19 protein-coding genes are annotated in these 22,008 nt (G+C 33.5%); 10 read left to right on the top strand and 9 right to left on the bottom strand.

Annotated elements, in window-relative coordinates:
• Positions 1 to 125: 125 nt before the first annotated feature.
• Positions 126 to 965, bottom strand: coding sequence for an AraC family transcriptional regulator (locus EAI80_RS01265; RefSeq protein ID WP_238634333.1), 840 nt, complete (start codon positions 963 to 965; stop codon positions 126 to 128).
• A 98-nt stretch (positions 966 to 1,063) separates the two neighbouring features.
• On the opposite strand from EAI80_RS01265, the gene EAI80_RS01270 reads away from it, so the two are divergent.
• The 4 genes from EAI80_RS01270 to EAI80_RS01285 all read left to right on the top strand — a co-directional run bounded on the left by EAI80_RS01270 (position 1,064) and on the right by EAI80_RS01285 (position 7,209).
• Complete coding sequence (locus EAI80_RS01270) at positions 1,064 to 2,329, top strand: glycoside hydrolase family 32 protein (protein WP_129980641.1); 1,266 nt, start codon at positions 1,064 to 1,066, stop codon at positions 2,327 to 2,329.
• Position 2,330: 1 nt separating this feature from the next.
• Entirely contained in the window at positions 2,331 to 4,457 is a 2,127-nt protein-coding gene (locus EAI80_RS01275; protein ID WP_129980642.1) for an alpha-galactosidase, read from the top strand.
• Between the two features lie 114 nt (positions 4,458 to 4,571).
• Positions 4,572 to 6,431, top strand: coding sequence for a sucrose-specific PTS transporter subunit IIBC (locus EAI80_RS01280; RefSeq protein WP_129980643.1), 1,860 nt, complete (start codon positions 4,572 to 4,574; stop codon positions 6,429 to 6,431).
• A 34-nt stretch (positions 6,432 to 6,465) separates the two neighbouring features.
• On the top strand, positions 6,466 to 7,209 hold the full coding sequence (locus EAI80_RS01285) for a Cof-type HAD-IIB family hydrolase (RefSeq protein ID WP_161220257.1): 744 nt from the start codon (positions 6,466 to 6,468) through the stop codon (positions 7,207 to 7,209).
• 22 nt (positions 7,210 to 7,231) lie between these two features.
• Here the strand turns inward: EAI80_RS01285 and EAI80_RS01290 are convergent, their stop codons facing one another.
• Entirely contained in the window at positions 7,232 to 8,011 is a 780-nt protein-coding gene (locus EAI80_RS01290; protein ID WP_129980645.1) for a Cof-type HAD-IIB family hydrolase, read from the bottom strand.
• A gap of 54 nt (positions 8,012 to 8,065) precedes the next feature.
• Positions 8,066 to 8,650 (bottom strand): histidine phosphatase family protein, encoded by a 585-nt coding sequence (locus EAI80_RS01295; RefSeq protein WP_129980646.1) that lies wholly within the window; start codon positions 8,648 to 8,650, stop codon positions 8,066 to 8,068.
• Positions 8,651 to 8,731: 81 nt separating this feature from the next.
• Between EAI80_RS01295 and EAI80_RS01300 the strand changes: the two genes are divergently transcribed.
• Genes EAI80_RS01300 through EAI80_RS01320 form a run of 5 tightly spaced genes read left to right on the top strand, consistent with a single transcriptional unit; the run spans position 8,732 to position 12,307 of the window.
• The gene (locus tag EAI80_RS01300; protein WP_129980647.1) at positions 8,732 to 9,130 is read left to right on the top strand and encodes a MerR family transcriptional regulator; all 399 of its coding nucleotides are present in this window, start codon (positions 8,732 to 8,734) and stop codon (positions 9,128 to 9,130) included.
• 8 nt (positions 9,131 to 9,138) lie between these two features.
• The gene (locus EAI80_RS01305) at positions 9,139 to 9,402 is read left to right on the top strand and encodes a hypothetical protein (protein ID WP_129980648.1); all 264 of its coding nucleotides are present in this window, start codon (positions 9,139 to 9,141) and stop codon (positions 9,400 to 9,402) included.
• Positions 9,402 to 9,782, top strand: coding sequence for a GntR family transcriptional regulator (locus EAI80_RS01310; RefSeq protein WP_129980649.1), 381 nt, complete (start codon positions 9,402 to 9,404; stop codon positions 9,780 to 9,782). The genes EAI80_RS01305 and EAI80_RS01310 overlap by 1 nt, the downstream gene beginning before the upstream one ends.
• A complete protein-coding gene (locus tag EAI80_RS01315) occupies positions 9,775 to 10,665 on the top strand; it encodes an ABC transporter ATP-binding protein (RefSeq protein WP_129980650.1) in 891 nt (296 codons plus the stop codon). The genes EAI80_RS01310 and EAI80_RS01315 overlap by 8 nt, the downstream gene beginning before the upstream one ends.
• Positions 10,637 to 12,307: a hypothetical protein gene (locus EAI80_RS01320; RefSeq protein ID WP_129980651.1), complete on the top strand. Its 1,671-nt coding sequence runs from the start codon at positions 10,637 to 10,639 to the stop codon at positions 12,305 to 12,307. The genes EAI80_RS01315 and EAI80_RS01320 overlap by 29 nt, the downstream gene beginning before the upstream one ends.
• A gap of 31 nt (positions 12,308 to 12,338) precedes the next feature.
• Here the strand turns inward: EAI80_RS01320 and glgB are convergent, their stop codons facing one another.
• The 3 genes from glgB to EAI80_RS01335 form a co-directional block, all read right to left on the bottom strand.
• Positions 12,339 to 14,114 carry a 1,4-alpha-glucan branching protein GlgB gene (gene glgB / locus EAI80_RS01325; RefSeq protein WP_129980652.1) on the bottom strand — a complete coding sequence of 592 codons (1,776 nt, stop codon included), beginning with the start codon at positions 14,112 to 14,114 and terminating at the stop codon, positions 12,339 to 12,341.
• 128 nt (positions 14,115 to 14,242) lie between these two features.
• Positions 14,243 to 15,268 carry a dihydrodipicolinate reductase gene (locus tag EAI80_RS01330; protein WP_129980653.1) on the bottom strand — a complete coding sequence of 342 codons (1,026 nt, stop codon included), beginning with the start codon at positions 15,266 to 15,268 and terminating at the stop codon, positions 14,243 to 14,245.
• Positions 15,269 to 15,302: 34 nt separating this feature from the next.
• Positions 15,303 to 16,160, bottom strand: a complete 858-nt coding sequence (locus EAI80_RS01335) for a helix-turn-helix domain-containing protein (RefSeq protein ID WP_129980654.1) — start codon at positions 16,158 to 16,160, stop codon at positions 15,303 to 15,305.
• 87 nt (positions 16,161 to 16,247) lie between these two features.
• Between EAI80_RS01335 and EAI80_RS01340 the strand changes: the two genes are divergently transcribed.
• A complete protein-coding gene (locus EAI80_RS01340) occupies positions 16,248 to 17,114 on the top strand; it encodes an alpha/beta hydrolase (RefSeq protein WP_129980655.1) in 867 nt (288 codons plus the stop codon).
• A gap of 36 nt (positions 17,115 to 17,150) precedes the next feature.
• On the opposite strand, the gene EAI80_RS01345 is transcribed toward EAI80_RS01340, so the two are convergent.
• The 3 genes from EAI80_RS01345 to EAI80_RS01355 form a co-directional block, all read right to left on the bottom strand.
• Positions 17,151 to 17,882, bottom strand: coding sequence for an SWIM zinc finger family protein (locus EAI80_RS01345; protein WP_129980656.1), 732 nt, complete (start codon positions 17,880 to 17,882; stop codon positions 17,151 to 17,153).
• Positions 17,883 to 17,885: 3 nt separating this feature from the next.
• Positions 17,886 to 20,456, bottom strand: a complete 2,571-nt coding sequence (locus EAI80_RS01350) for a DEAD/DEAH box helicase (RefSeq protein ID WP_129980657.1) — start codon at positions 20,454 to 20,456, stop codon at positions 17,886 to 17,888.
• Between the two features lie 72 nt (positions 20,457 to 20,528).
• Entirely contained in the window at positions 20,529 to 22,007 is a 1,479-nt protein-coding gene (locus tag EAI80_RS01355) for a glutamate synthase subunit beta (RefSeq protein ID WP_129980658.1), read from the bottom strand.
• Position 22,008: the final 1 nt, after the last annotated feature.

The raw sequence follows: 22,008 nt of genomic DNA on the forward strand, positions 1-22,008 counted from the left end.
GTAGCGCATATGTCTGATATGCCGTATAATCTTGTTGGTGTATCATTGCAAACTAAATATACCACAAAAGACGGACCTCGGTCCGTCTTTTGCTTTTTATGAAACTATAATGAGTTATTTACCCGTTACAGCCTCTTTTCATTTGTTTGTTTACGATATTGTGTGGGTGAACAATGATAAGTCTTACTAAACTTTTTAGAAAAGGCCAGAGCATCAATAAAGCCCACACTGGCTGCAATTGTAGATACAGGGAGATTTGTACTCTGTAACAAGCCTGCAGCCTTTTTTAATTTAATTGAAAGCAGATATTGTTTAGGTGAAATATCAAATTTCTGATGAAATAATCGTGTCATATAATTTGCATGAATACCAAACTTATCCGCAATCTCACTCATTTTAAGGTTATATTGATAATTCAAATCCAAATAAAGACGAATTTCTTCGGCAAGTGAATACTTCACATTATTATTGAAATGGATATTTAACTCTTCATACAACATTGCGAAAATATGAAGAAGTATACTATTTGACTCAAAATATTCAGCATCTGTATTAAAGGATAAATCTAATAGACGTTCAATCTGTTTATAATATTGATTCACATCAACATTATGAATAATATATTGATCATGTGTATCTTTTGTAAGGGAGTAAAAATATTGTTCCGAATTAATACCTAAGAAATTAACCCATCCATATTTCCATGGATGGTTTTTATCTGCTTGATAGGTAGCCACCTTATTGGCAGGAATGAGGAAAATATCTCCTGCCTTGACATCAACGGAATGTTCATTAATAGTCAGTTGTCCTTTTCCAGAGAAGACAAAATGCATCACATAATAAGATCTTACAATAGGTCCATAGGTATATTCACTTTTACATTGTTCTATTCCAGCACTGTATAAAGACAAATCCGTATTGGCTTTATAGGTTTTGCTGTGAATACGTTCTTTATATTCTTTCATATGATCCCCTAAGTTAGTTTTTTCCATATATTCGTTATGTATTTCTATTCTTATTATATTCTTGACGTTGTTTAATGTAAATAAAGTGAGGATTATGTATGAAAAATAGAAAACAAGCATATCATATAGAAACAGAAAAAGGGTTAATCAATGACCCAAATGGGCTTTCCTATTTTAAAGGAAAGTATTATGTCTTTTTCCAATGGAATTCTAATGCGACAGACCACTCATATAAAGTATGGGGAAAAACAACCTCTCAAGACCTTATACATTGGAGTGAGCCAGTAATCGCATTACAAGCTTCTGAATCTTATGACAAGGATGGGACGTATTCAGGAAGTGCAGTCAGTGATGGTGAGACACTATCTCTTTATTATACGGGAAATGTGAAAGTAAATGGTGTCAGATATCCTGAACAATGTCTTGCACAGTCTGAGGATGGTATACATTTTAAGAAATATGGTTCTGTACTCTCTCTTCCTGATGATTATACAGGTCATTTTAGAGATCCTAAAGTGACTAAGGAGGATGTCTGGAAAATGATTATTGGAGGACAGAATAAGAAGACTGGAAGAGGAGATATTATTCAATATACATCAATAGATGGAACCTCTTTTAAGTTTAATAAGATCATTGGAATATCTAAACAATATGAAATGATAGAATGTCCTGACTTATTTACACTTGATGCTCATGAAGTATTAATTTATGGTCTGCAGTCAAGAAATAATGATACAGATGAATGTCTTGATGCGCATGCTGTGTATTTAATAGATACATTGAGTGATTTAGATAAAGGACTGCATATGGATGAAGGGTATGATTTTTATGCACCACAAACATTTGTGGATGACCAAGGAAGACGTATTATGCTTGCCTGGATGTCACGTTTTAGTGATGCGCAGGAAGTAGAATTCGCTAAGGATGGACATATTCATTGTTTAACAATGCCTCGTGAATTATTTGTAAAAAAAGGAAAACTGATACAGTCACCTGTAAGGGAGATGTATGAATTATGCCATGAAATTCCTTATACGAATCATATGAAAATACAAAGACAGGCGATGATAGAAATCAGTCCTTTGAAACATATGTCTTTTTCAATCAATAAGGAATTAAGCATTCACTTTGATGAAGGAATACGTATTGAACGCTATGATTGGGCAGAACAGAAATATCAAAAGAAATCATGGCCTATAAAAATCAATCATATGGAAATATGGCTGGATACATCAAGTGTAGAAATATTTGCGAATAACGGAGAGTTTGTTTATTCTGCACGTCTTGACCCACAGGCTGAAGACTTGCTTCTTGCAAGTAGTAAAGAATCACAAAACATCAACGTATACAGATTGGAGATTTAAAATGATTACAATAAATAATAGTATAATTCATCTTAGAAATACACATATTAGTTATATATTAGAAGTATTAGATCAAAAGTACATTTTACAAAGATATATAGGTAAACCACTTCGTCATTATCATAAAAGTCCAATGACTTACTACAAACGTAGCTATAATACTGAACATGATGTCAGTATTGAAAATGCATCTTTTGATGATCTTCCTTTTCTCTATCCACAATTAGGTCATGGAGATTATCGCATACCTGCCATTGAAGTAGAAGCACACCATCAACGTTATTGTGAATTATTGTTGAAGGAAGTGCATGTGCTAGATGAAAAGAAGACTCTTCCAGGTTTACCTTCACTTAAAAGTCATGGTAGAAGTGAGACACTAGAAGTAGTCTATGAAGATAAGCCTATCGGCTTAGAAGTGAGTCAATATATCACTATTTATGAGGATTTAGGCGTTCTTTCATTTTCAGCTTCTTTTAGAAGCTGTAAAGAAGATCTTATTCTTTATAATACACAATCTGTTTCTTTAGAACTTCCATCACAGGATTACCAAGTGATGACAATGTATGGCTTACATGCAAAAGAAGGCAATATTCAGCTATCTGCACTTAATACAGGTATATTTCAAATAGAAAGTACAAGAGGCAGCAGTAGTCCACAAATGCATCCATTTGCGGCATTATTATCAGGTTCTGATATATATGCAATGCATTTAATTTATAGTGGAAATTTTTGTTGCAAGATACAAAAGGATTCATTTGGAAAAGTTCGTATGCAGATGGGTTTACATCCTTCTATGAATAATTGGCACTTACATAAAGGAGAAGAATTCTATACACCTGAAGTTGTCGTGAATTATAGTAGTACAGGTTTAGAAGGGATGAGAATGAATTTCCATGAGCTCTATCGTCATCACTTATTACCACAATCACAGGAATTACCTCCTGTATTATTAAATACCTGGGAAGCAATGTATTATGATGTGTCTTTAGAAAAGATTGAAGAACAAGCCAAACGTGCGAGTGAACTAGGTATTGAATTACTTGTGTTAGATGATGGCTGGTTTAGAAAAGAAAATAATAGTCATAATTCTATGGGAGACTGGAAATGTAATACAAGTAAACTTCCAGGTGGTATACAAAAAGCGGCTGAACTTGTTAAATCATATGGTTTGAAGTTTGGCTTATGGTTTGAACCAGAAGCAATTAGTAAAAACAGTGATTTATATATACATCATCCAGATTATGCATTATCAGTAGATGGATATGAACCTACTTTAGGTCGTCATGAATATCTTCTTGATCTATCCAGAGAGGATGTCCAGAATTATTTAATTCACATGCTTGATTCTTATCTTTCTACAGGATTAATTGATTATATCAAATGGGATATGAATAGACCGATGAGTGATGTATGTTCTCACATCTCTCAGTATAGTACAGAAGTGGCTCATAGATATATGCTTGGTCTTTATCATGTGCTTGATGTGATTACATCTCGTTATCCTGATGTTCTTTTTGAAGGATGTTCAAGTGGAGGTGCACGTTTTGATCCAGGTATCTTATGTTATATGCAGCAGAACTGGGCCAGTGATAACACGGATGCACTTGATCGTAGTGTGATTCAAGATAGTTTTAGTCTGCTTTATCCACAATCAGTGATAGGTGCACATATAAGTGCTGTTCCTAATCACCAGACAGGACGTATTACATCCTTAGAGACACGTTATGATATCGCAAAATTATTTAACTTAGGTTATGAACTTGATCTTACAAAGTGTACAGATGATGAATTAGATGATATTAAGAAGCAGATTCAGGAATATAAAACGGTAAGAAAAGAAACACTTAACGGTGAATTACATGCCCTTGAATGTGATGAAAATCATTTAGGCTGGGAAGTAGTCAGTCTTGATAGAAAGACTGTTTATGTTGTCATAATGACTCGTTTTTATAATCCTCTGACTGCCCAGAAGTACTTTAAGTTAACATACTTAGATGAAGATTCTGATTATTTAGAATGTCATACACAAGAAATCTATGGTGGAGATGAACTGCAGCATATGGGCTTATGTGTACCTTTAGAACATGGTGATTTTAAAACTTACACATTTATATTAAAAAAAGTATAAATGGTTAGAAAAAACCATATTTATATTATGTTATTCCATTCAATTAATGCGCTTTACGAGGTATAAATATAATCAGTAAAGCGCTTAACAAATTAAAAATGAAAGGTTAGAAAAATGAACGATAAAGAACTTGCATTAAAGATTATTGAATTAACTGGTTCAAAAGAAAACATTAGTTCAGTAAGACATTGCGCAACAAGATTGCGTTTAGTAGTAAAAAACAAAGATAAAATCAATGTAAAAGCAATTGAATCTTTAGATAAGGTAAAAGGATCATTCTTCAATTCAGGACAGTATCAGATTATTTTAGGGACAGGTTTAGTAAATCGTGTCTATGATGAAGTAATCAAGGTCACTGGAGAAGAAGGTAACAACGATGAAAAAATAGTATATGGAAATAAATTCCAAAGAGCTATTAGAACATTCTCTGATGTCTTTGTGCCAATTATTCCTGTACTTGTCGCAACAGGTTTATTCATGGGTCTAAGAGGCTTATTGACTCAAGAAGCTATCTTGCATCTTTTTGGTTTAACAACTAAGAGTGTTCCTACAAACTTACTTACATTTACACAGGTATTAACGGATACCGCATTCGCATTCCTTCCTGCACTTGTATGCTGGTCAACATTTAAGAACTTTGGTGGCAGTCCTGTAATTGGAATTGTATTAGGTTTAATGCTTGTAAGTCCTAGTCTTCCAAGTGCATATGATGTTGGTTCTGGTGCTGCAAAACCATTGATGTTCTTCAATTTCTTAAAGGTATCTGGTTATCAGGGTTCTGTATTACCTGCCTTTGTGACAGGTATTCTTGGTGCTAATATGGAGAAATGGTTAAGAAAACGTATTCCAGATGCATTAGATCTTATTCTTACTCCATTCCTTACATTACTTATTGGTATGACAGTTGCATTATTTGCGATTGGTCCAGCTCTTCATTCAGTTGAAACAGGTGTATTATTTGTAGTTGAAAAATTATTGCAGTTACCTTTAGGTATTGGTGGTTTATTATACGGGAGTTTTGGACAGTTACTTGGTATCTTTGGTATTCATCATATCTTAAACTTCTTAGAAATCAGTATGTTAGCCAATGATGGCTGGAACTATTTAAATCCAATTGGTACTTGTGGAAACATTGCACAGGCAGGTGCTGTATTAGCTATCGCAATTAAAGTCCATGATCAGAAAATGAAACAGGTTGCTTATCCATCTGCTTTATCTGCTGCATTAGGTATTACTGAACCTGCAGTATTTGGTGTCAACCTTCGTTTAGTAAAAACATTTATCGCTGCAATGATTGGTGGAGGTGTTGGTGGATTCCTTGCTTCTATCTTCCATCTTAAAGCAACAGGTATGGGTATTACAGGTATTCCAGGTACATTACTTTACTTAAATGAACAGTTACCATTCTATATTCTTGTTAACTTAGTCGCATTTGCGGTTGCTTTCTCTATTACATGGTTATTCTGTGTTCCTAAGGCAGAAAAAGTTGTAGAACCAAAAGAAGAAAAAGAAGTTTCTAGCGAATCTTTATTTGCGATTGCATCAGGAGATGCGATTGAAATGAGTGAAATTAAAGATCCTATGTTTGCAGAAGGTATTATGGGACCATGTGCAGCTATTGAACCAGCTGATGGTAAGATTTATGCTCCTGCAGATGGTACAATCAGCTTTATCAGTGAATCAGAACATGCAATTGGAATCATCACAAATGTAGGTGCAGAAATTCTTCTACATTTAGGTATTGATACAGTTAAAATTACCGATGAAAAAGTATTTGATACAAAAATCACAATGGGACAGAAAGTCAAAAAGGGTGATCTTCTCACTGTAATGGACTTAGATGGAGTAGAAAGACATCAGTGCCAGAAAACAGTTATTACGATTGTTACTAACTATAACAGCTATACTGATATTGCTCAGGTGAAAACAGGTTCAATTACGCCTGATGATATTATTATGGAGTTATCACTTTAGTCAGTTCTTTGAACTGACTTTTTTGGAGAATAATATGAAAACAATTGTCAGCGATCTAGATGGCACATTACTTAATAGTTATGGAGAAGTAGATTCCTTTACTAAAGAAGTATTGAATACATCACCTATTTATAGAATTATTGCGACAGGACGTAGTTACAAGACAGCTTCTCCTTTGTTGAAGGGAGTAGATATAGATTATTATGTATTATTGAATGGTGCGGAATGTCGAAATAGTCAGGGTGATATTCTTTATAAAGAAAATATCGATTTAAAGATTGTACATACTATTATGAATGGCTTATTAGAACGTCATATAGATTTTGAAATTAATACGGAAGAAGGAGATTATTCTACTGATACTGTATTTTGTGATACAACAGCACAACTCACTAAGCAACATCTTCAAGATTATAAAGAAATAAGAAAGATATTTATATTTGTGCATGATGAACAGAAAATTAATCAAATCAAACACTGGCTTGATCAAATAGAAGGAATTAATGTCACTTCATCATCCTGGTGGAATATTGAAGTTACATCAATGAATGCGAATAAAGCACTTATGGTAAAAAGAGTGATAGAAATACTTCATACTTCTGATGATGTTTATGTATTTGGTGATGGTTATAATGATATGAGTCTTTTTAAAGACTATAAGCATACACGAGCTATGAGTAATGGTGTGAATGCACTGAAACAGATAGCAGAAAAAGTGATTGATAGTAATGATAATCATGGTGTTGCGAAAGAAATAATTGATTTGGTTAAGGATTAGAAAAAGCAGGCGGTGCCTGCTTTTAAATTATTTCAAAATATTTTAATGCATTATATAAACCATCTTCATCGATATCATCTGTGACATAGTCTGCAGCTTTCTTAACATCATCTTCTGCATTACCCATGGCAACAGAAATCTTTGTATATTCAAACATATCAATATCATTCTTGCCATCACCAAAAGACATTGTTTCACTTTGATCAATAGAATAATACTTTAATACTTCATGAATACCATTCTGTTTACCACCCGTCGCAGGAATGATATCCACTGCCTGAGGGTTCCATTGTGTTTCTTTACAATGAGGCATAAGTTCCTTAATTTCTTTTAATCTTTCATCATTTGTATCATAAGGAATGACCTGATAAATAGAATGTGTATAACCTCTATGAATATCTCCTAATTCTGGTAGTGGTGTAGAAATAGCTTTCTGTACTTTTTCTACTACTTCGTTATTAAAGTTGATATACATGAGTTCATCTTCTACAAATATGCAAGGCATATGGTTTGTATCTACATAATTGATGATGTTGTTGATGTCTGTTTGTTCAATAGGAAGTCCATAAATCATTCCTTCTTTATTGAAACAATACTGTCCATTTAAAGTGACACAGGCATCAAACTCTAAATCCTGTATAGGAAGATCCCTCATCTCACTTAAATGTCTACCTGTCGCAACAAATGTAAGTATACCTTTTTCTTTTAATAGTCTTAATGCTTCTTTAGTAGATTCTGGAACACTATACGTAGTATGTGAAAGTAATGTTCCATCTATATCAAAGAAAATTGCTTTTATCATAATTCATCCTCCTGTCTTATTTATCATACTAAAAAAAGTTCCAAAAAGGAACTCTTACATGAAACTACTAAAATCATGATTAATGATTTCTTTACAAGAGAAGATTCCATCTTCATACGTACATATAAAGATAGCACAGTTCTTAATACCCTTCTTATAGTGAGCTACATTATATTCTTCAAAGTTTTTAATAAAGTTGGCACAAGCAGCTCCATGAGATACAACAAGGACATTATCACCTTTTGTATTTTCCATGATTTCTGTAATTGTCTTTACAACTCTTTTCTGTACTTCATCCTGTGATTCTCCACCATAAGTTTTAAAGTAATCTAAATAAGGAAATGGTGGATTAAGACATTCATCTTTTCCTTCAAAGACACCAAAGTTCATTTCTTTTAATCCCTTTAAACGTGTATAAGGCATATTGTGATGTGTCACTATTTCAAGTGTATCACTTGCTCTTTCACTTGTGCTGCAATAAGCATCATCAATCTGAATATGATTGTCATCAAACCATTTTGCAGCCACTTCTGCCTGCTTAATTCCAATTTCTGTAAGAGGTGCATCACACCATCCCTGAATCTTATGCTGTAAATTAAATAAAGTCTGTCCATGACGCATTAAATAAAGTGTTTTCATTGTAATTCCTCCTTTATATTTGTACAATAAAATTATAAAACATGGGAGTTACTACCGTGCAAGAAAAAAGGAGTATTTTTTATGTATACAATGAAAGAAGTTTGTCAGATTGTTGGATGGAGCTATGAAACGTTAAAATATTATTGTAAAGAAGGGTTAATCCCTAACGTAAAGAGAGATAAGAATAACTATCGTGTCTTTGATGAGAATAATATTGAATGGATCAAAGGCTTACAATGTTTAAAGAAATGTGGTATGAGTTTAAAGGATATGCGCATGTATCTTGATTATTGTATGCAGGGGCCTGCTTCTATTCCTGAACGTGTAGATATGCTTAATGAAACAAAAGAAGATCTAGAAAGAAGACTATCAGAAATACAAGAATCTTTAGACTATATTGAACAGAAAAAAGAACTCTATAGAGATATGCAGGAAGGTAAGAAGCCTTATGTAAGTTATGTATATCATGTAGAGAATTAGGTGATACTATGATAGGTAGAGTAGATTTTAATATGATTATAGATTTGAATCATTTATTGAAGAAAGAAGGGTATGATTATTCTGTTCATTCTATTGGTGGATGTGCAAGTTGTGGTCTTAATTTGAGATGTGAGGGAGAAGAAAGTGATTTAGAAGATGTGATGAAGGTTATAAATGACTTTCTTAAGAAGAAGTGGTTAAAGGCTGTCCCTAGTTTAGAAGATCCCTATACTCTTGGTATCATCTCTACATTTCATAAGGAGGTCAAGTGATGTTTCAGTTAAACTATCAAAGTCATAAATCTCTCTATGAACAGATTGTAGATAATATTAAAGAACAGATTATGACAGGTGTATTAAAAGAAAATACCCAATTACCAACAGTAAGAGAACTCTCTCAACTATTAACTATTAATCCTCATATAGTTCAAAAAGCATTTCAGACATTGGACCAGGAAGGCTATATCTATACAATTGCGAATAAAGGTACTTTTGTATCATCAAGAAAACATGTAAAGATAGATGAACAGAAAGTCGATGATATGATTCAGGTGATTGTAGAAGGTTATAAAGAATTAATCCACATGGGTATGACTCAAGATGAAATACATAATAAGATTTTAGAATATATGAAAGGGAACCCTCATGATTAAAGTAAAAGATTTATATAAAGTGATTGATGGAGAGGTTGTCCTTGATCATCTCAATATGCAGGTAGAAGAAGGGTCTATCTATGGTTTGATGGGTCCTAATGGAGCAGGTAAAACAACACTCATTAGACATCTGGTGGGTGTTTTAAAACAGAATGCTGGAAAGATCTTTATAGAATCACAGCCTGTTTATGAAAATATAGAAATAAAAAGAAAGATAGGCTATATATCTGATGAGATGTATTTCATAGAAACAAGCTTAGAAAGAAATGCGAAAGTCTATAAAGACCTCTATCCATCATGGAATCAAGAAAGATTTGAAGAACTCTACAAAACATTTAAATTAAATCCTACAAAGAAGATACAGATATTCTCTAAAGGAATGAGAAAACAAGCATCATTTTGTTTAATTATGTCTACAATGCCTAAATATCTTATTTTAGATGAACCTATAGATGGATTAGATCCAATCGCAAGAAAATTAGTCTGGAAATATATTATTGATGATGTTGCCCAAAGGGATCTAACAGTTCTTATTTCTTCTCACAACTTAAAAGAATTAGAAGGGATAGTGGATCATGTAGGTATATTGTATAAAGGTAAGATTATGAAGGAATTTGATTTAGAATATATTCAAACGCATATTCATAAAATACAGGTTTCATTTGGAGATAAAGAAGTTCATTTAGATGATTTAAATATTGCGTATCAGGAGGAAAGAGGTTCAGTAAAAATATTGATTATTGAAGACTCTCTTTCTAATATTAGAAAGGTTATAGGAGATCAATCTCCTCTTATCTTTGATATACTTCCTTTAAGTCTGGAAGAACTCTTTATATATGAAGTAGGAGGAGAAGATGATGATATCCAAAAACTCATATTTTAATAAAACCTTCTTTAAAAACCTTATGAAACGTTTCTGGATCATTGGTTTAGGGATGATGGTATCCTATGTTTTATTATATCTTTATCCTATCTACCAGGGTGCAAGTTCAGAGGGGTATCAATACTATGCAGCATATCTCAAGGGATCTTATTTTATAGGTAATCTTATTATCTCTGCTATTGCGATACTTACAAGTGTGGCTTTACTCTATTTCTATCATAACCGTACAGCCTCTACAATTATTCATTCTATGCCTATTAAAAGATCAGAACTCTATTGGACATCTTTTATTGCGGGAATGATTTTAATGTTTATACCTCTTATTCTTACAACAGGGATACTTATATTCTATGGTAAAACAATTCCTTTATATTATAGAGAACTTTCAATCAACCGTTGTCTGAGCTGGTTTTTGATTCAAAGTGCAATCATATTCTTTGCATATGGCATTACACAATTCTGTGGTATTATCACGGGTAATCTCTATACGCATTGTATATTAGGAGTATTTTTTAATAGTTTACCTTGGCTTAGTTCACAGTTTTTTACTATTCTTAAATCAGCCTTTACTTATGGTGTAGAAGAGCCTTCTGTCGCTTTTGAGAACTATTCTACTGCCTTCAATTATGTATTAAATCTAGAAAAATGGCTCACATTGCGTACTCTTGCTTATTTGATTATTTATATTGCGATAGGCATCAGTTTGGTCTTTATTGCCTACTTCATTTATAAACGTGTTAAATTAGAATACATCGGTTCTTCTGTGGTTTTTGACCGTTTAAAAGATATAGTTGTCATTATAGGGACTCTTGTACTCTCTTCATTTGTGACATTCTTATTTATATCCAATGAAACATCTATTCATACAATGCGTATCACTTTTGTGATTATAGGTATCATTGATTCATTTATAGGTTACTATATTTCAAGAATGATTGCAGATATGACACTTTATGTCTTTAATAAGAAGAACTTTAAGAAGTTTATCATCTATCTTGTGGTCTTCTCACTCATGTGCGTCTTCTTTGTATTTGATATCACAGATGAAGAAAATAAGATTCCAAAAACAGGTACTGTATCTTATGTGACATTCAGTTCTGATTATTCAGGTAATCAGGATGTTAGATTGAATGATTCTGATTCTATTGATATTATTCATGATATACATAAAGATATCTTAAAAGCACCACATAATTCTAATGATTCTTCTCATTATTTCAGCATTACTTATCATCTCGTAGATGGTAAAACACTCACACGTTCCTACAACATATCACAGGACTGCTTCGATAAATATGTGAAGGATGATATGAAGTCTCTTTATACAAATGTCTCTTATATGAACCAGATCTTTAGAAATATGCATTGGGTAGAAGTATCTGTTATGAACTATACAGATGATACAATGGACGATACAGTCTATTTAAAAGAAGATGACGTTAGAGGTTTGAAATATGCTTTAAGAAAGGACTATGAAACTCTTTCGATGGATACTATTTCAGACGCAATTAATAACTATAAATATAGTATTGAAGTCATTAATGATGCAGATTATGTACTTACTTTCTATATTAATAAGGATTTTGAGAATACAGTGACATACTTTAAAAAGAGAGGTTATTATAGAAAGATATTTAAGTGAAAAGACGTATCACCAAATAGGTGATACGCTTTTACTTTACAATATAGAATTGTGCACTATAGGCAGGTAATGTCATTTCTATTTCATTTTTTATATGAATTTCTTTATCTAGATTATGTGATTTACCACTATATAATTCATTATCTGAATTTAATAGAAGATTCAATGTTTCAGGTTGATCTACTTTATAAGTATATGTCTTATCTACATTATGGAAGTTAAAGAAAGCGACTATTGTTTCTTGATCACTCATACGTTTAAAGACATAAATACAATCCTGTTCCTGATGACAATCTACCCATTTAAATCCTTTTTCACTAAAGTCATACTGTGATAAAGAAGGATGTGTCAAATAGATGTTATTTAATTCTCTCATGAAATGAAGGAAAGAATCATGTATAGGATACTTCAATAAGAACCAGTCTGGTTCCTTTGTTTCATCCCATTCTCTAAACATCGCAATCTCATTACCCATGAAGTTAAGTTTCTTACCAGGATGCGCAAACATATACATATAAAGTGCTTTGACCTGTGCAAACTTCTCTTCATACTCACCATACATCTTATCAATAATAGTCTTCTTACCATGTACCACTTCATCATGTGAGAATGGAAGAATAAAATGTTCATTATAGAAATACATCATAGAGAATGTAAGCTTATGATAGAAAGAAGGTCTTTCTTCTGGAGTCTTCATAAAGTAATCTAATGTATCATTCATCCAACCTAAATCCCATTTATAATCAAAACCTAAACCACCTTGGTCAACAGGACGTGTTACACCTTGATAAGAAGATGAATCTTCGGCGAAAAGAAGAGTATGAGGCACTCTCTGTTTAAGTCCTTTATTAAAGTTCTGAACAAAGCGAATCGCTTCTCTATTCTCTCCACGACCACTATTACCCTGCCAGTAAATAAGATTACCAACTGCATCTAGTCTTAAGCCATCAATATGATATTCCTTTAACCAGTAATAAGCAGAAGAATTCAAGAATGAACATACATCACCACGAGAATGCTGGAAATTACATGTACCCCATTCACTCTTACCTACTGCATCATTAGGATAATTATAAAGAGGTGTACCATCATAGTTATTCAAACCAAATCCATCAATCGCAAAATGAACAGGTACAAAATCAAGAATAACCGCAATATTATTTTCATGACACTTCTCTACAAAATATCTTAAATCATCAGGCGTACCATAACGAGATGTAGGCGCAAAATAACCAGTAGGCTGATAACCCCAGCTTAAATCATTAGGATATTCATTTAAAGGCATGATTTCTAAGAAGTTATAATGATTCTCTTTTAAATAAGGAATAATTAAATCAGCCATTTCACGATATGTATACCAGTCATCTGCTTTTTCACCTGGTTTCTTCCAAGAACCAAAATGCATTTCATACACATTAATAGGCATATCTTCACTAAATCTTTGATTCATCCAAGCATCATCATGGAATGTATACTGATTCATATCAAAAATAATAGATGCATTATTAGGACGTACTTCACTTGTATACATATAAGGATCACAGTGATCTACAAAAGACCCATTATTATAAATACGATACTTATACATCTGTCCCGCTTTCGCATTTGATATAGTCGCTTCAAAGAACTGCCAATTTCCACAACGGTTCATAGGTGTTTCCTGCCAGTCATTAAATTCGCCAATAACTGCCACATGAGATGCTGCTGGCGCATATGTTCTAAAAGTTACGCCATTCATATGAACAAAAGCACCTAGATACTTATAAGTCTCAAATTCCTGCCCATTATAAAAATTATTAAAATCCATATGTTACCCTCCAATTTCTCTACTTTAATCATAAGATAATTAGAAGAAAATTTCATCTGACATTTTAAACGATTTGTTTGGAATTACACATGTAAAAACCCTCCACTTAAGGGAGGGTTTGGTGATGATTATAAGTGATAATCCATAGGATATGTTAAGTATTCTAATGTATCTAACTGATCAACAGTGACAACACCAGCTGGTGCTCTAAGTAAACTAGGAATTCTATTTACTATAGTAGCACATGTATGTTCTACTGTAGCTGGTTTAACTACATGGAATTCAGTATCTGGTTCGCCAGTAATCTTCCAATCACACATATCACCATCATCAGGACCATAGACCTTACCAATGCACTGTGTTTCAATAATAGGCCCCTGGAATGTTTCTGTAGTAACGACTGCAGCCATACCAATACAATTTCCTTTTGGAATTGTTTCACCCATTGTTTCAGAATACAAATCAGTATCATGGAAATAAGGCACACATTTTTGTGTCTGTGACTTAATAGTCCATCCCATACGAGATGCGAGAGCTTCATTTGAGTTCCATACATAAGATGGTTCAATTTCTTCAGGATGGGCAATTGTTGCTTCAAACTCTTCAGGTGTTAAACCTACACCATGTGCTTTCGCAAGGGCTAAACCATATTCTTCTACATTATAGCTAACTGCCCCTTCAATCTTAGTAATAGTATGACAAGAACCAGCTACTAAACCAACCATGTTCACCCAGAATGTATCTTCCATACCACTACCTACAAATGTACATCCTGTTTCTTTCGCAAGAACATCTAACTTATTCATTCTTACTGGATCAGTTGTCCATGCATCTGTTGCTTCTTCACATGTAGTGATGACATTAATACCTCTACTTAAGCATTTTTCAAAATGATCAAAACAATCACTCACAAGTGAGAATAATGTCACAACTGCAACATCAGCATCACAATTATCCAATACTTCATCGGCATCACTACTGATCTTTACACCAGTCTTAATACCTAGTTCTGCATAATCACCTACATCCATGCCCACAATTGCAGGATTATTATCAATGGCTCCGACAATCTGCGCACCTTTCTCATACAAATAACGTAAGATGTATTTACTCATCTTACCACAACCATACTGTACAACTTTAATCTTTTCCATATGAAATACCTCCTAACTAAAGGATAAACCCTCATCAATGATGAGGGTCAACCTTTTTATAGGCAATTGGGACTTGTAATCTTAGATACATAGAACGTTCATTATCTTTAAAGAATGTGAGTTCTATTAATACTTCACATATATAATCACCAATCACTTCATAATTATTTTCCATACAATACTTTAGTAATCTTCCTGCATACTCTTTCTCATTATTAAAATCATCCATATAGATACAAGCATACATACCACTTTCTAATGTCTGTACAGATTCCTTTTTTGGAAAGTGTTCATCTACAAAAATAAATATATCATGAGTAATAAACTCTTGTTTCAGGAATCTCTTTCTTTTAAGAAAAGTTCCCACATTACAATAATAGACTTGGGGAAGATGTTCTTCTAATAATTGATCTTTGAATTCTTTAAGTATTACCTCATACCCATCCTGATCATAATCATAGAAGTTCTTATTCACTCGTTTGGCATAGATGTGACGTTCATCAATATACTCAGTTGTCAAAGTGCCAGGTGTAGGGGATTTACGGTATCTTTCAAGAGAATAGATTGTACGTTTGATTGCATCTCTTTTGCGTAAAATATCATCCATCTCTTTCTCTATAGAACGCTGTTTCTTAATCAGTATTGCTTCTATAAGAGTAGGATCTTCTTTATCCAACAATTCCTTGATTTCCTTCAAGTTCATTCCTAACTCTTTCATATACCCTATTAGATCAAGTCTTGCATTCTGCTTCATATCATAATAACGATAGCCTGTATCTTCATCAATATAGATAGGTGTCAATAATCCCCATTTATCATATAAACGGAGCGTATTAATACTCACATGATTAATTTTAGCCATCTTCCCAATAGAAATTAAACCTTCATGCATACAATCACCTCCTTCTATAATTCTACCATTTTTAGAAGACTAACTTGTAAGAAAAATGTTAGAATGGGGAAAAGAGGGGGTTAAGGTATGTCTATACTTACTGATACAATTAGAAAACAGTTCAAAGAAGGGGATGATATCAGAGATGAAGATTTGACTACGCCTGATACAGTTCAACGATTTGATAATATTCTTTATGGTGATGATCCAGAATGGAATACAATGGATCTCTATATTCCTAAAGAAGAAAAAGAAAAACTTCCTATTATTATTAGTTTCCATGGTGGAGGCTGGGTATATGGAGATAAGGAAAGATATCAATATTATTGCATGAGCCTTGCAGAAAGAGGTTTTGCGGTTATTAACTTTACTTATCGTCTCGCACCAGAATTCAAACATCCTGCACCTCTTGAAGATATGAATCAAGTTGTTCATTGGATCATGAATCATGCAAAGGATTATTTTTTAGATACAGAACATATATATGGTGTAGGAGATTCTGCAGGAGCGCATTTACTAGTCCTCTATACATCTATTCTTACAAATAAGGAATATGCTTCTACCTATGACTTTAAAGTACCAGAAGGCTTTCAATTTAATGCGCTCGCATTAAATTGTGGTGCTTATAACATCACGCTTGAAACAGAATTGACAGGAGAACTTATGAAAGAATATCTACCAAATGGAGGAACAGAAGAAGAATTTAAAGCAATCAATCCAAAACAATATATTACTTCAGACTTCCCTCCATGCTTTGTGATGACAGCAGAAGGGGACTTCTTAGTAGAAGATGCGCTCACAATGAGTCAAGTACTGACTCATCATAATGTCCCTCATATATATAAATATTATGTAGGGGACAAACCTCTCAATCATGTCTTCCATTGTAATATAAAACTCAAGGAAGCAACACAATGTAATGATGAGGAATGTCAATTCTTCAGGAAATATTAAAAGGTTATTCGTCATCCGAATAACCTTTTTGAGTGTTTACTTTAATCCAAACAATGTTTCAATACATGAATCATCCATAACTCTATCTGTCACAGGCATATCTGCATGTTTTAATAAAGAGTCTACATGGTCTTTAATTGTCACATCTACAAGTTTATTGACATCAATACCTCTGAGTTCAAAAAACAAGAACGGATTCTCATCTAATTTAGCACCTATACCATAAAGTACTGCAGCGACATGTTTACACATAATAGCCCAGTCAGGACAGCTGCAATTAAAACTAATTTCTCTTTGAGAAGGAAACAAACCATGCTTTGATAAGAATAGATCTTTTAAGTCTTCGGGAAACTCTCCATTGAGAAGCTGCTGGAGATTCTGAATCTGTGAACTGCATTGATCTATAATCTCTTCACATACATCTTCTTTAAGCGGGCTGATATTAATTTCTACCTTATAAGGTGTTCTTCGTGTACCTTGTACACGTGCTTTTACTTTACCTTTCACAATCTGTAAATCAATAACAGCACCTGTTTTCACATATCTTTTTCCACGTGCGAGACGGCTGGAATAATCGGCATATTGTTCGATATTCTGACACCAGGCAATACCCCACCAGCTCTTTGCGATTTGTCTACCTTCAATCACTATTGGGTGCATTTCTTTCCCTTTACTTTTCGCATTATTCACACTTTGTTGGGCTTTTCTCTGTAGTTCTCCCACACTGATCTGTGAATATTGCATACTTGTTTTCCAATATCTTCCCATACGCTACACATCCAATCTGAATAAATCCAATAATTCTTTTGTATCCATTTCAGTAATCCATTTTTCCTGTCCGGTCGCAAGTATAGATTCAGCAAGTTCCTGTTTTGATTCAATGATCTGATTAATCTTTTCCTCAATTGTCCCATTTGAAACAAGCTTATGCACAAAGACTTCTTTTGTCTGTCCAATACGATATGCTCTATCACTTGCCTGATTTTCTACAGCTGGATTCCACCAGCGGTCAAAATGAATCACATGATTTGCGGCAGTAAGATTAAGTCCTGTACCAGCCGCTTTAAGTGATAACACAATATAAGGGACATACTCATCTTCATTATTGAATTTTTCTACAATCTCTGTACGTTTCTTGGCAGGAATACCACCATGAATAATATATCCCTTCTTATGGAATATAGATTCTAGATAATCTGATAATGGTTCACACATTTCCTTATATTGCGTAAATACCAATACTCTTTCTCTCTTCTCATAGATTGTTTCACATAACTTCTTCAACATCGCATACTTACCACTATCTTTTGGATTGAAGTTGGTATCATGAATAAATTGATCAGGATGATTACAAATCTGTTTAAGTCTTGTAAGTAAACCTAATACAACACCTCTACGTTCCATTCCTTCTGATTCTAGTATTAAATCTTCTGCCTTTTCTACTTCCTTACGATATAAGACAATCTGTCTCTTAGAGAGATCTACATGTTCAGTAATTTCCATCTTGTCAGGTAAATCAGAAATAATAGATTTATCTGTTTTTAAACGCCTCAAAATAAAAGGGGAAACCATCATCTTTAATTTAGTTATATATTCAGGATGGGCTTGTACTTTCTTTGTATAGTTCTTAAAATCTGTAGCACTTCCTAATAATCCTTTATTTAAGAAATCAAATAAAGACCATAAATTAGATAAATCATTTTCAATTGGAGTCCCTGTCATCGCAATACGCATTTTGCTAGGAATCTTCTTAATAGCCTTTGTCTGTTTTGTAGCGGGATTCTTTATAGCCTGTGCTTCATCTAAAATCAAACAATCCCATACACGTTCCTGTAGATATTCATTGCGAAGAGCCATTCCATATGTTGTAATAGTCGCAAAACAATCTTCATCTAAAATATTCGTTTTACCATGAAGTATATGATATGTCATACGAGGCGCAAATTTATCTATTTCCTTTGACCAGTTACCAAGCAAGGATGCAGGCACAATCAATAACACATGGCTCTCTTTATTATTCTCATACATCTTCTCTAAGAAAGAAATAACCTGTATTGTCTTACCTAATCCCATATCATCTGCAAGACAGGCACCAAAACCCAAATCATTCATTTGATTCAGCCAATTATAACCATTCTTCTGATAAGGACGAAGTGTGGCCTTTAAATACTTAGGCTTAGCCTTATTTCTAATCTTTGATGGGTTCTTTAACTGTCCTAAAGTCTCTCTTAACCACTTACCATTAGATATCTGTACACCTAAATCCACATCTACATTATCTTCATCAGATATATATGTCTTTGTGAGAGCTTCTTTTAAAGTGATTGTACCATCATATTTTTCCATCTGTTCAAGAAGCTGTTGGAGTTTATTATGATTGATTTCTACCCACTGACCCTTTAACCAGCCAAGACCTTCTTCCATCTTTAATAATTCGCTGATTTCTTTTTTAGACAATGCATGTCCATTTACTATGAGTGAAGGCTGTGCTGATAAAATAGATTCAAAACCTAATAGAGAAGGCTTCTTTTCCCCGATATTCACATTGATCTTAACTGAAGAATACTTCTTCTTCCACCAGTTTGGTACTCTACACTTAATACCAGATGCTTCAATATCCGGAACACTTTTAAGTAAAGTATAAGCTTCTTGACTTGTTAATCGGATAGGATGAAACAAATCACCTGTTTCCATGAATTTCGCAATTAAACCTATTTTCTGTGCAACATCATTGAGACATGATAATAGATCTAATAATTGTTTCTGATCATTCTTGTATTCAATAAGTGCATGTTTTAAAGGCATATGTACTATTCTATTTTCTACATCTTTTGTTGCATATGTGGCAAGAAATGCGAAAGGAAACTCAGTATCTTCCTCATTCTCTACTAAATGAAAATAAATTCTTTTTGCAGCCTTTAAATCCTGAGACTTTTCTTGAAGATACATTTGTGCTGTACCTTTATAGGATGTCATATCCTTTTTAAATTGTTCATTTAAATGTTTAATATTATTTTTTATCCATCTCTCATTGATATATTCTGTACCAATCGCAAATGGAATCATAGACATAAGATAATCTAAATCATCATCAGATAATTCTATGATTGTCTCTTCTCTTGCAACTTCTAATTCAGGACTACGGCTTAATACTTCAATAAACTTCTGTGATAGTTGATATAAATAAAAAGCACTTGGAGTCAGTCCTTTCAAATTATTTTTGAAACCTAACTCATAAAGAGCTGCATACTTATTCTCTTTAAACAATTCAGCCCATGCTGAATCTTTCGCTTCATCAATATGAAAACTATTTTTAGTAAATATGAAATTGAGTTGATCCATAAAATGTACCTCCTGTATTTATTCTAACATACAAAAAGAGGTTGCAACAATTACTGTTGCAACCTCGATATTTTATAACCCTGTATATCCCATTAAATCAAAGTCTACCTGCTTAGCAACGTCACGGCCTTCTCTAATAGCCCATACGACTAAAGACTGACCTCTACGGACATCACCTGCACTATATAACTTACTAATATTAGTATGATGATCATTTTCATCACATTTTACAGTATTTCTTGCATCTAATTCTACACCAAATGCATTAATAACTGGTTTTTGTGCCCCGATAAATCCTGCTGCAATAAGCACTAGATCACAAGGTACTGTCTTTTCACTACCAGGTACCTGTTCAAATGAACGACAACCATCTTTCACTACAGTCTGTAACTTTACAATCACAGCCTGTTTTACATTACCCTTACTATCAAGAATAAATTCTTTTACTGTACTATTATAAACACGAGGATCTTCACCAAATACCGCAATGTTTTCTTCCTGTCCATAATCAGTCTTCTTGACTAAAGGCCATTCTGGCCATGGGTTAGAATCCGCTCTAACAAGTGGTGGTTCAGACATCATTTCTAGCTGTAATACAGACTTTGCACCATGTCTAATTGCTGTACCAACACAGTCGTTTCCTGTATCACCACCACCGATGACCAATACATTCTTACCTTTCGCATTAGGATACTGTCCATCCTTGAATTCACTATTTAATAATGACTTAGTCACCTGAGTTAAATAGTCTACAGCGAATAGAATATTATTACCTTCTCTACCAGGTACATTAATATCTCTAGGTTCCTTAGCACCTACTGCAAGAATAACTGCATCGTATTTATTTAATAATTCTTTTGCCTGTTTCTTAGTTGTAATGTCTTTATTCGTAAAGAACTTTACACCTTCCGCAGTCATCTTATAAATACGACGATCAATGATATTCTTCTCAATCTTCATATTAGGAATACCATACATTAATAGTCCACCTAGACGATCTTCTCTTTCATATACATCACAATTATAACCACGTTGATTAAGTGTATCTGCAGCAGCTAAACCAGCAGGACCTGAACCAATAACCGCAATCTTTTTACCTACACGCTTTATTGGTGGTTTTGGTTCTTCTAATAGATGTTCATAAGCATATTCAATAATCGCATGTTCATTCTCTTTTACTGATACAGCTTCACCATCTAAAGAACATGTACAAGCTTTTTCACATAATGCAGGACATACTCTAGAAGTGAATTCTGGGAAGTTATTAGTCTTCTTTAAACGTTTATGAGCCTGTTCATACTTACCTTTAAATACTAAATCATTCCATTCAGGAATTAAATTATTTAAAGGACAGCCAGAAAACATACCTTTAATCTTCTGGCCGTACTGACAAAACGGAATACCACAGTCCATACATCTTGCACCCTGTTTCTGCTGTTCTTTAGTAGATAAAGGGATATGGAATTCATCGAAGTTCTTAATACGTTCGGTAGGAGGAACCTCATAAGATGTCTCACGTGCATAATCTAAAAATCCAGTTTTCTTACCCATG

This window comes from Catenibacterium sp. co_0103, from assembly GCF_004168205.1.
Classification (GTDB): domain Bacteria; phylum Bacillota_I; class Bacilli_A; order Erysipelotrichales; family Coprobacillaceae; genus Catenibacterium; species Catenibacterium mitsuoka_A.